Genomic DNA, 9,917 nt, shown 5'->3' with positions numbered 1-9,917 from the left:
CAGCCACCGATGGCTAGGTAGGCGCAGGGGAATAGCAGGATGCCAGACCAGCCTACGAAGACGAAGCGATCGCGTTTAAGCCAGTCGTCGAGGACATCAAATATGCCTCTTTCGGTCTGGGCGCGTCCGACTGCGATTGTCATTTACGCAAATCTCCAAATGGATATAATTACAACGGATCTGTCTCTAGTCATGAGTCTTCCACCGTTGCCTCTGCTTAGCAGAAAACAAGTTGGATTATGAACAGAGTTTACTTTTCTTTACCGTATTGACGATTATAGAGGTAATTCTTTACAAGAGCAAGTTTTTCTTAAAAAACTTCCGACTTTTGACTTTTGACTTGTGCGAAGTCCCCGAAGCCCTCGAAGTCCCCGAAGTCTTTGCCCTGCATTTGGGAACTTCTACTATATAGGAGTCTCTGCGCTTTGCGTCAGAAGCCCCGTGGATTGGTAGATGTATCGCCCTCAACCTCTGATTTTTCTAAGAAACTGGGTTTCCGTGGGTAAGTCCTATATATATACTGAGGAGAGAGCTCCAAACTTAGGTTTTTAAGACTATATGTTCAGCATTGACATCATTGTGAAAAATACGCCCGTCTCGCTGTCGGTGCAGCGGAAGTTGGAGGAGGACGCTGAGACTGTTTACCAGCAGGTACTGGCGGCGATTCGCAACTCCCAACCGCAAATTTTGGAACTCACCTGCGAGAAAAATCCTGAGAAAAAGGTGGCTGTACTCAGCAGCGAGATTTCTGGGGTGGTGGTTTCTCAGAAATCGGGGGCGTCATCTACAGGCAGATCCCCTGGTTTTGTCTCGATGACAGCAGAATGAGGGCTGGGGGTGTTGGTGCCGATATGAGCCAGTCAGCCGTTGCTGTGCGGGATTTGGGTTTTTGCTGGCCGTCGGGCGATCGAGTGTTGCAAGGTTGCTCTCTGGATGTACCGAAGGGCGAGTTTTGGATGCTTTTGGGCACTAACGGCAGCGGCAAGTCTACGCTGTTGAGGCTGATGGCTGGGCTGCTGCACCCCCAGTCGGGGGAAATTGACCTCGGTGGGCGGGTGGGTTTTGTGTTCCAAAACCCGGATCACCAATTGGTGATGCCGACGGTTGGTGCGGATGTGGCTTTTGGTTTGGTGGAGGAAAAGCTTTCTAACGTTCAGGTGCGGGAGAGGGTGGCGGAGGCTTTGGAGGCTGTGAATTTGCTGGATTTGCAGCGGCGGCCGATTTATGCTTTGAGTGGGGGCCAGAAGCAGCGAATTGCCCTGGCTGGGGCGATCGCCCGTCACTGCGAAATTCTGCTGTTGGATGAACCGACGGCTTTGTTAGATCCTGATTCTCAGTTGGATTTGGTGGCGGCGGTGCAGCGGTTGGTGAAAAATCGCGGGATTACGGCTTTGTGGGTGACTCACCGTTTGGATGAGTTGAATTATTGTGATGGGGCTTTTTTGTTGGAAAAGGGCCAAGTTGTCGATCGGGGAGATCCGGCGCGTTTGAAGCAGCGGTTGATGCAAAGTCAAGATGTTTAGCCCTCAAGCAATGCTTGAATTAAGTCATTCTGCGATTGAAATCGCTTCTACAAAAACGAAGTCTGCCTCCGCAGACTAAGAGGATGGCTGCACGCCAAATCAATCTCGCAATCCTCGATCGCGCAACCAAGCATTTGCCCAAATTGTATCGGCTTCTGACAGCGGTGGTATGACTTCCCAGTTGCGATAATCTATCTTCAGGTCGTAACTTGCTATGTCGTAAATTTGAGTGAATAATTCCTGCAAATTGATTATAGGTTCGGTATCGCCCGATCGCAGTGGTAAAGGAAAGGCAGGCAGCGGGTTCTGCACGTTAAAAGCATACAAATCGGCTCTGGGACGGCGATTTCCCCGACACACCAAAACGCTATAGTGGCTTTCAATGTCATTGCCAATAACTGGCATTTTTTGACCGCGCCGCAATAAATCTATTTCAATTAAATGAGTGCGGCTACCTAAAATTTCTTCTCGCTTTTCTTCGTACATTTGTCGTCCTTTTCCTGGGCGCTTATTGCTAGGCGAGAGGATTTCAATCAGGGTGATTAATTCTTGGTTTCCTCTTTCTCTAATTTCTAAATAGCCTTCCCGAACCTGGTATGGCATGGGAATATTTACTGTCAAGGGTTGTGTTGGTGGCGCTGCAACGGCTACGTTTGATGTTATTAATTCGGTTGTGGTTCTTGGCTGAATTATGTTTAGATCAGGAATGCCAATTGATAAATTGTCGTCAGCGGTTTCATACATTCTCACTTCTACAGACACTAAATACTTAGGACGTAGTTGCGGAGATAATAATCTGGCAATTTCAATAATTAGCCAGTGGTGTAGAGCAGGCCAGAGTTCGGGATGCTCTAAATACGGGTCCATACCGGGAAAGGGAGATGGCATTGATGTGACTCCTTGACTTAAGTCTATTTACAGTTTAGCAATGTTGTTTTGGGAAAATTAGGGGCGATCGCACTTCCTGTCAAATAGAATAATTTCTATTTGTGGAAGGGCGATCGCACTTTTCAACAATTAAACTTCGATAGGCAATTGTGTTTGAATTGGAACGCTGTTTTCATCCAACACAGACACCGCATTTACGAACACAATTGTATGCGGGACTGCGGGCATTAAACGGCGCAGTGCATTTAGGTAAGATTCGGCATCGGGGCGGCGGGCGAAACGGGCGACTGTTAACCGCTGACTGTTGGGGAGGTGGCGAATTAGATGCCAAGGTTGAAGTCGATCGCGATATGTCGGTTGTTTTGGTATCATAGGAAAATCCTTCCCACTTTTGTGGGTGGTGAATGAAAGGCGATCGCTCTAGATTTCTCAGGTCCGAGGGCGATCGCTATATCTAACACTTTTATTAAAAGCTAAAGACGTAGCTTCTGTCAAGCATAAATGGGGTTAATACGGTTGCGAGTTCGAGAACTGGCTGAGGAGAAGAGTTGGACGCTGAAAGAAGTTTCGGAGAGAACGGGTATTCCGTACAGCACGGTCAAAAATTACGCGCAAGCTCCTAAGCTGGCAACGGTGGACTACACGGCTTTGCAGAAACTTGCTGAAGTCTTCGATGTGATGGTGGAAGACTTGGTTGAGGTTTTGGAACGGTAAACTGATTTGTCAGCGGGAAGATGGGTCTAACTCGGTTGCGCGTTCGAGAACTAGCTGAGGAGAAGGGTTGGACGCTTAAAGAAGTTTCTGAGCGATCGGGCATTCCTTACAGTACCGTTAGAAGTTATGCCCATTCTCCCAAGCTGGCAACTGTAGATTACACAGCTTTAAACAAAATGGCTCGCGTGTTTGATATTGCGATCGAAGATTTAGTTGAGATTTTGGAACAGTAAAGAAAAAATAATGCTCGTGAAGATTCAAAGAGAGTTGATGGTCTAAGGACATAATAATGTTGTGTTTCTAGTATTTTACTCAAAAAAACCAGGACACAACATTGTTGTGTCCCTACTGTATTGTCAGCAATTGAGGAATTGTATTTTACTCAAAAAAGCCAGGAGACAACATTGTTTCGCTTCCCTACCTCATCTCATATCCAAACAAATTAGGATCGACTTCACCCAAATTCAAATCGGCCAAACCATACTCTGCCCAACGCCTTTCTACCATCGCCGCCACATCCGGATCTGACTCCAAAACTTCCCCCCATTCGTGATCCGTTTCCGGCGGCATCTTCGTAGTAGCATCAATCCCCATTCGGCCTCCCAAACCAATTTTTTCACTGGCAAAATCTAACGTATCAAAAGGCGTATTCGGCAGAATAAATACATCCCGAACCGGATCGACTTTAGAACTAATTGCCCAAACTACTTGACGCGGGTCGCGAATGTTGATACTTTTATCGACAACAATCACAAACTTAGTGTATGTAAACTGCGGTAATGCACTCCAAAATGCTAAAGCAGCCCTGCGCGCTTGACCGGGATATGCTTTATCAATCGAGATAATTGCCGCTTTATAACTAAGCGCTTCCATCGGTAAGAAGAAATCGACAATTTCCGATACTTGCTGCCGCAAAATAGGGGTATAAATACGGTTAAGCGCGATCGCCATCATTGCTTCTTCTTTCGGTGGCCGCCCGCTAAATGTGGTCAGATAAATCGGGTCTTTGCGGTGCGTCATGCAGTTGAATCGAACCAGCGGCGAATCTTCCACGCCGCCGTAATAACCCATGTGATCGCCGAAGGGCCCGTCGGGCAGAACTTCCCCCGGCGTAATCGTTCCTTCTAACACAATTTCCGAGTCCGCCGGTACTTCCAAATCTACGGTTTTGCACTTGGCCAATTGCACGCCGGAACCGCCATAAAGTCCGGCAAATAACCATTCCGATAAATCTACAGGAATTGGTGTTGCTGCGGCGAGAATGATTAAAGGATCGACTCCAAGGGCGATCGCAACTTCCAACTTTTTACCAGCCTGCGCCGCTTTCCGCAAGTGCCTCGCCCCGCCCCGCACCGATAACCAGTGTACAGTCATCGTGTTTTTTGACTGCAACTGCAACCGATAAACCCCCACATTCGGCGTACCGGTTTCGCAATCTTTGGTAATTACCAAACCCAGGGTGATAATTTTGCCCGCATCTCCCGGATAAGGGCGAATCATCGGGATTTTGTTCAAATCCAGCCCTTCTCCCTCAATTACCACTTGCTGACAAGCTGGGAAAAAGTCGCGGCCGGGTTTGGCTTTTACTACGTCGAACAGGACTTTGCCGAATTCTATCGCTTGGGAAATCTTTTTCGGTGGTTTTGGCTGTTGCAGCATTCCTAATTTTTTGCCGAGCTCTTCTAGTTCGATCGGCTTTTCCATGTTCATCGCCCAGCAAACGCGCTGTTCCGTACCCAACAGGTTGATTGCAACGGGGAATTCGGCCCCTTTGACGTTTTCAAACAGCAGTCCAGGGCCGCCTTTTTGCAGCATTTGATTGGAAATTTCGGCAATTTCGAGGTCGGAATCGACTAAGGCACTAATTCGGCGCAGTTGTCCCCGTTCTTCGAGTAGTTTGAGGAATCCCCGCAAGTCTCTAGCCATTTTTTTAAGAATTGTTAACGTTCTTTTGTTATTATGAGCCGATCGACTGCCACAAGTTAAACTGCGATGATAAGTTAATCAAAAATTCCCGATACTCGTTCGATAGATTGTGAAAAATCCCCGACGATCGCCTGAGCGATTTCGTAAAAACGGTCGTTCTCGCAGCCAACAGTTTTATCCGCGTCAGCCTAACGGTCAACAATTGTTTGAGGCTTTGCTACCGCCGTCTAGCAGCAGGTGCGGGGAAGGTGCGTTAAGCGAAGCTATCCCGAAGGGAATCGCCGACAAAAGCTCAGAGTGCGATCGGGGCCTAGCTATTTTGCTCCTAGACGCAGAAAACTTGAAACTGGACGTTAATGCTGAAAAATTTTTAGCCAGTTTGTATGGCTCTCCCCTACAAGTTAAAATTGCTTTTGCTAACTGGAAAAAGCCGACTACTGGCAAGTTGGATGCTGAACTTTACGATCGCGGTTACGAACTGATTCACGTTCCGGGTGGTGCTAATAGTGCTGACGGTAAAATGATTGCTTTTGGCGCTGCTATTTTATACCGTTATAGGGATGTAAAACAAGTTTTTGTCTGTTCTTCTGACGGTTTGTTAAATCACCTTTGCAATCAGTTGCAAAATCAGGGATTGACTGTGTTTCGGGTGCGACGACAAAATGCTGTGTTGTCTGTAGAAAATCTTCGGACTGGTGATACTAATCACTATTCTTGCAAAAGGGAACAGGAAGTCCCTAGTTTTGAAGAATTGGCTAATCAAATTGGTGAGTTTTTGAAGGCTGAACACAAATCTATTGATGAGCGGATAGCTAGATTTTCTAGTGTGGCTGAGTTTTTTCAAGATCGTCGTACTATTGTTTTCCCTTCTACAACTTCCCCTGCCACAGCAGTGTCGGAATCAGGAGAAAACGAAGTGACACCGGTGGCTGAAGTATCTTTGGCTTCTGTTGTTGTCAATCAAAATTTGCCAGAAATAATTCCCGATCTCAATTCAAATCCTATTGAGTCGCTGGATGTTTTAAAATATATACTTGTGCAAATAATTGAAACTGCAAAAGTTGAGTTAAAAGAGGATTATATTCCTGTGGCAATAATTAAGAAAAAATTTTTTGCCAAATATCAGTTTCATGCTGATTTAATTGTCAAACAATTGTTGGGGAATAATTCCAGTCTAATCAAATTATTCCAGTCTGAATCGGCGGATTTTAAAGTAATATTAATCGGTAGCGAACATCACGTGGCAATCATGCCAAAGATGGACAGTTCAGAAGAAGGATAAGAATTATCAATTGGCGATCGCACAGTCAGCTCCCTGATGTATTTAAGAAATCAGGTCTCCGAGTCTTCCGTCTGAAAATTTAATCTGTTATTAACCAAAATTTAAGACAAGCTTATTCTTTTATTATTTAATCTGTTATTAACCAAAATTTAAAACAAGCTTATTCTTTTATATCCCTTTCTTTGGAGGTTTCAGTCTATCCTATGGAGGAGATTTGCAAAGTCGGCTATTAAGGGAGAGGAGGAATATGAATTTTTTCACAGGACGTTGGCGACGTAGTTTTATAGTGACACTTGCAGCAGCAGCATTCTCGCTGACTTTGATTAATTCTGCTGTAGCAGCCGTCACACTAAACGGTACGGGAGCAACTTTCCCTAAACCTCTTTACGATCGCTACTTCTCTCAAATGAGAAGTGCAAATCAAATTACTGTAAACTACGAAGGAACTGGTAGCGGTGCTGGCATCAAAGCATTAATTTCAGGCAATGTTGATTTCGCAGGCAGCGATGCGCTGATGACTGCTGCACAAATCGCTGAGGTAAAGCGGGGTGTAATAGCTGTTCCCACGGCTGGCGGCGCTGTTGCAGTTGTTTACAACTTGCCCGGAGTGACCAATCTGAGGCTAAATAAGGATGCCATGAACGGTATCTTTGAAGGCAAGATTACTCGCTGGAATGATGCGAAAATAGCCGGAATTTCTGGACAAGCTAAAAACTTGCCAAATACTGCGATTCGAGTAGCTGTACGGGCAGACAGCAGCGGTACTAGTTTTATTTTTGCTAATCATTTGCAGGCAACTGGTAGCACCATCAAAGCTGCCGCTCAGCCGAAGTGGCCAGACACCGCTGTCAGGGGTCAAGGAAACCCCGGCGTAGCTGCTTTGGTGAAGAATACAGCGGGTGCGATCGGCTATGTTCAAGATACTTTTGCTCGGCAAAACAATCTTCAAACAGCATTTATTCAAAATAAAGCTGGCAGGTTTGTAGACCCTAGCTTGGCTGAAGCAGAGAAAGCTTTAGCAGGGGAAACATTCCCCGCAGACTTCCGCTTAGTAGAAGGCAATCCCAACGACGGTTATCCGATTGTTGGTTTGACTTGGCTGTTAATCTACAAACAGTATCCTGCTGCGAAAGCAGAGGCTATTAAAAAGATGGTTAATTGGGTGATGACTACAGGTCAAGGTATCAACAAACAGCTAGAGTTTACTCGGATTCCTTCAGCTACAGCTCAAAAGGTGGTTCAAGCAGTTAATCAGACTGTGATTGCCAGAGGTTAATTCCGGCGATCGCACGGGGTTATGAGTTGACGAGTTAAATCGATGACTCAAAATTCATAAATGATCAGGTTAGTGTGCACTAAATTTACTGTGTAAGGTACGCACTGCGTACCTTACAAACTAGGTTCCCAGCGCGCAACCAGCCCATTATAATTCCTCGTCCTTTAAGCAAGTATTTTACTTTGTACGCACTAATTTTGGTATGACCAATATTTCAAAAAAGCGGGATAGATTGACTCGGAAACCGACAGAAATGAACACAGAAGTAGATTTGACAGATACTGCTGGTGAAGGTCTATGGATGGAGTCAGGATTTACACTATTTGTATGGGGTTTTGCCCTAGCAACAGCGGGTACGTTGTTTTTGATGAGTGCGGTAATTTTTAAAGATGCTTGGCCTGCTATTAGCCAATTTGGACTCTCTTTCTTGTGGAATCCCAAGTGGGATATCGGTGAGTTGCAGTTTGGGGCTTTGCCGTTTATTTACGGTACTGTAATTAGTTCTGCGATCGGCATAATCATCGCACTTCCTTTAGGGCTGTCAGTAGCTATAGTTACTAGCGAGAACTTCTTACCCGTTTGGGTGCGATCGCCCTTGGGATTCATGGTTGAATTAATCTCGGCTATTCCCAGCGTAATAGTTGGCCTTTGGGGAATATTTGTTTTGATTCCCTTCTTGTTGCCATTGCAGCAGTCATTGTTTGATAATTTCAGTTGGTTTCCCTTGTTCAGCAGCGAACCTTTAGGCCCCGGAATGCTGCCCGCTGGAATCCTTTTATCGATTATGATTTTGCCAACAGTAGCCGCCATCAGCCGCGATGTATTGATGTCGGTTCCAGTAGATGTGCGAAGCGCTTCCATGTCCCTTGGTGCCACCCGCTGGGAAACAATATTTAAGCTGTTATTACCAGCAGCTAGTTCGGGGATTATCGGCGCCACCATATTAGCATTGGGACGCGCTTTAGGCGAAACAATGGCAGTCACAATGGTGATTGGCAACTCGATTCAAATTAACAAATCCCTGCTGGCTCCCAGCTACTCAATTCCTGCTGTTTTGGCAAGTCAATTTCGGGAAGCTGTAGAACCGCTGCACACCGGCGCTTTGATGTATTTAGCCTTAATTTTATTTGTGATCACTCTGTTCGTAAATGCGATCGCAGTATTGTTGGTTCAGCTAATTGGGGCCAAAAAAGCTAAAACTTAACATCATCGAAAGCAATTTGGTCACAAGCCGCGCCGCCAGATTTATCCCCTGGTTCAATCTAAAATCTCAAATCTAAAATCCCATGGCTCAAGCACAAAAATTAGATAGTATTCTGGATGCAGAAATCACCAACCCCCTGTCGCTAAGCCGAACTTTTTTCAGCCGGGGAATGACAGTTATCGCTTTCGCTCTGACAGCTCTAGCCCTGCTCCCTTTGTTTGCTATTTTATACAAAATTCTGGGGGAAGGACTTACACATTTGAGCTGGGAAGTGCTAGTATCTCTGCCCGCACCCGTCGGAGTTGAAGACCAGCCCAACGGCTTTGCTAATGCGATTCTCGGCACTGCTTTAATGGTGGGAATTGCGACATTAATTAGCGTACCTATCGGCGTAATGACGGGAATATTTTTGTCTGAGTTTGGTAGAGAAAACAAAGCGATAGCCAATAGTATTCGCTTTATCACCGTCATTCTCAGCAGCGTTCCCTCGATCGTAGTTGGCGTCTTTTCCTACGCCCTAATCGTCGTTACCACCAAAGCATTTTCATCCTTAGCAGGCGGTTTTGCCCTCGGCGTCATCATGCTTCCAGTGGTTGCTCTGACAACAGAACAAGCATTAAAATTAGTGCCTACTTCTTACCGCCTCGCTTCTGCTGGTTTGGGAGGCGGACGCTTTCAAACTATGTTTCGCATTATCATACCCTCAGCACTTCCAACTATTACCACAGGTATTTTACTCGCTGCTTCCCGCGCCGCCGGCGAAACCGCACCGTTGATTGTAACGGCGTTATCGAGTCAATTTTGGCCTCCTTTAGTTGATAAATTGGGCGAGATAATGCAGTCCCCTATAGGTGCAGAAACCATTGCAAAACTCAAAGAAATTCCCGAAACACTGCTGACCCCGACTCCTTCCATGTCAGTATTAATATACAGCTACGCCAGCTCTCCTTACAAAGAGCAGAACGAATTGGCGTGGACTGCTGCCTCTGTCCTTTTGGGTATGGTTTTGATTGCTAGCGTCGCATCCCGTACAGTAACTCGGAAACGCTTGCAAAATCGATAAATCAATAACTAAAGTGCATCTCTCAGTCAAATATTAACAAG

The 9,917-nt window shown here is 45.8% G+C and carries 12 protein-coding genes and 1 pseudogene; 9 read left to right on the top strand and 4 right to left on the bottom strand.

Annotation, left to right across the window (positions count from 1 at the left end):
* Nucleotides 1-143: pseudogene (locus tag QUA07_RS02300) on the bottom strand (photosystem II D2 protein (photosystem q(a) protein)); the annotation flags it as partial.
* Between the two features lie 89 nt (nt 144-232).
* Between QUA07_RS02300 and QUA07_RS02295 the strand changes: the two are divergent.
* The 3 genes from QUA07_RS02295 (at nt 233) to QUA07_RS02285 (ending at nt 1,523) form a co-directional block, all read left to right on the top strand.
* Nucleotides 233-412, top strand: a complete 180-nt coding sequence (locus tag QUA07_RS02295; protein WP_333322234.1) for a hypothetical protein — start codon at nt 233-235, stop codon at nt 410-412.
* A 146-nt stretch (nt 413-558) separates the two neighbouring features.
* Nucleotides 559-828 (top strand): hypothetical protein, encoded by a 270-nt coding sequence (locus QUA07_RS02290; protein ID WP_190663726.1) that lies wholly within the window; start codon nt 559-561, stop codon nt 826-828.
* A gap of 23 nt (nt 829-851) precedes the next feature.
* A complete protein-coding gene (locus QUA07_RS02285; RefSeq protein WP_281363590.1) occupies nt 852-1,523 on the top strand; it encodes an energy-coupling factor ABC transporter ATP-binding protein in 672 nt (223 codons plus the stop codon).
* Nucleotides 1,524-1,622: 99 nt separating this feature from the next.
* On the opposite strand, the gene QUA07_RS02280 is transcribed toward QUA07_RS02285, so the two are convergent.
* Together QUA07_RS02280 and QUA07_RS02275 are read right to left on the bottom strand one after the other, a co-directional pair.
* Entirely contained in the window at nt 1,623-2,411 is a 789-nt protein-coding gene (locus QUA07_RS02280) for a DUF4058 family protein (RefSeq protein WP_333322229.1), read from the bottom strand.
* Nucleotides 2,412-2,540: 129 nt separating this feature from the next.
* Entirely contained in the window at nt 2,541-2,783 is a 243-nt protein-coding gene (locus tag QUA07_RS02275) for a hypothetical protein (protein ID WP_333322226.1), read from the bottom strand.
* Between the two features lie 129 nt (nt 2,784-2,912).
* Between QUA07_RS02275 and QUA07_RS02270 the strand changes: the two genes are divergently transcribed.
* A complete protein-coding gene (locus QUA07_RS02270) occupies nt 2,913-3,125 on the top strand; it encodes a helix-turn-helix transcriptional regulator (RefSeq protein WP_333322222.1) in 213 nt (70 codons plus the stop codon).
* A 20-nt stretch (nt 3,126-3,145) separates the two neighbouring features.
* A complete protein-coding gene (locus QUA07_RS02265; protein WP_333322217.1) occupies nt 3,146-3,358 on the top strand; it encodes a helix-turn-helix transcriptional regulator in 213 nt (70 codons plus the stop codon).
* A 184-nt stretch (nt 3,359-3,542) separates the two neighbouring features.
* Here QUA07_RS02265 and QUA07_RS02260 read toward each other — a convergent pair whose 3' ends face one another.
* A complete protein-coding gene (locus QUA07_RS02260; RefSeq protein ID WP_333322213.1) occupies nt 3,543-5,051 on the bottom strand; it encodes a UbiD family decarboxylase in 1,509 nt (502 codons plus the stop codon).
* 109 nt (nt 5,052-5,160) lie between these two features.
* On the opposite strand from QUA07_RS02260, the gene QUA07_RS02255 reads away from it, so the two are divergent.
* The 4 genes from QUA07_RS02255 (at nt 5,161) to pstA (ending at nt 9,876) form a co-directional block, all read left to right on the top strand.
* The gene (locus tag QUA07_RS02255) at nt 5,161-6,333 is read left to right on the top strand and encodes an NYN domain-containing protein (RefSeq protein ID WP_333198564.1); all 1,173 of its coding nucleotides are present in this window, start codon (nt 5,161-5,163) and stop codon (nt 6,331-6,333) included.
* 247 nt (nt 6,334-6,580) lie between these two features.
* The gene (pstS, locus tag QUA07_RS02250) at nt 6,581-7,609 is read left to right on the top strand and encodes a phosphate ABC transporter substrate-binding protein PstS (protein WP_333322210.1); all 1,029 of its coding nucleotides are present in this window, start codon (nt 6,581-6,583) and stop codon (nt 7,607-7,609) included.
* A 253-nt stretch (nt 7,610-7,862) separates the two neighbouring features.
* Nucleotides 7,863-8,813, top strand: a complete 951-nt coding sequence (gene pstC, locus QUA07_RS02245) for a phosphate ABC transporter permease subunit PstC (RefSeq protein ID WP_333198568.1) — start codon at nt 7,863-7,865, stop codon at nt 8,811-8,813.
* A gap of 82 nt (nt 8,814-8,895) precedes the next feature.
* Nucleotides 8,896-9,876, top strand: a complete 981-nt coding sequence (gene pstA, locus QUA07_RS02240; protein WP_333198570.1) for a phosphate ABC transporter permease PstA — start codon at nt 8,896-8,898, stop codon at nt 9,874-9,876.
* The last annotated feature ends 41 nt before the right edge of the window (nt 9,877-9,917 follow it).

The sequence above is a fragment of the Microcoleus sp. T3_A4 genome (assembly GCF_036700465.1).
GTDB lineage: Bacteria > Cyanobacteriota > Cyanobacteriia > Cyanobacteriales > Microcoleaceae > Microcoleus.
This window is presented reverse-complemented; position numbering and strand designations above follow the sequence as displayed.

What these genes read in the sequence shown, in the direction of transcription:
- QUA07_RS02290 (WP_190663726.1), top strand. Translation starts at nt 559, where the DNA reads ATGTTCAGCATTGACATCATTGTGAAAAATACGCCCGTCTCGCTGTCG.
- QUA07_RS02285 (WP_281363590.1), top strand. Translation starts at nt 852, where the DNA reads ATGAGCCAGTCAGCCGTTGCTGTGCGGGATTTGGGTTTTTGCTGGCCG.
- QUA07_RS02280 (WP_333322229.1), bottom strand. Translation starts at nt 2,411, where the DNA reads ATGCCATCTCCCTTTCCCGGTATGGACCCGTATTTAGAGCATCCCGAA.
- QUA07_RS02275 (WP_333322226.1), bottom strand. Translation starts at nt 2,783, where the DNA reads ATGATACCAAAACAACCGACATATCGCGATCGACTTCAACCTTGGCAT.
- QUA07_RS02270 (WP_333322222.1), top strand. Translation starts at nt 2,913, where the DNA reads ATGGGGTTAATACGGTTGCGAGTTCGAGAACTGGCTGAGGAGAAGAGT.
- QUA07_RS02265 (WP_333322217.1), top strand. Translation starts at nt 3,146, where the DNA reads ATGGGTCTAACTCGGTTGCGCGTTCGAGAACTAGCTGAGGAGAAGGGT.
- QUA07_RS02260 (WP_333322213.1), bottom strand. Translation starts at nt 5,051, where the DNA reads ATGGCTAGAGACTTGCGGGGATTCCTCAAACTACTCGAAGAACGGGGA.
- pstS (WP_333322210.1), top strand. Translation starts at nt 6,581, where the DNA reads ATGAATTTTTTCACAGGACGTTGGCGACGTAGTTTTATAGTGACACTT.
- pstC (WP_333198568.1), top strand. Translation starts at nt 7,863, where the DNA reads ATGAACACAGAAGTAGATTTGACAGATACTGCTGGTGAAGGTCTATGG.
- pstA (WP_333198570.1), top strand. Translation starts at nt 8,896, where the DNA reads ATGGCTCAAGCACAAAAATTAGATAGTATTCTGGATGCAGAAATCACC.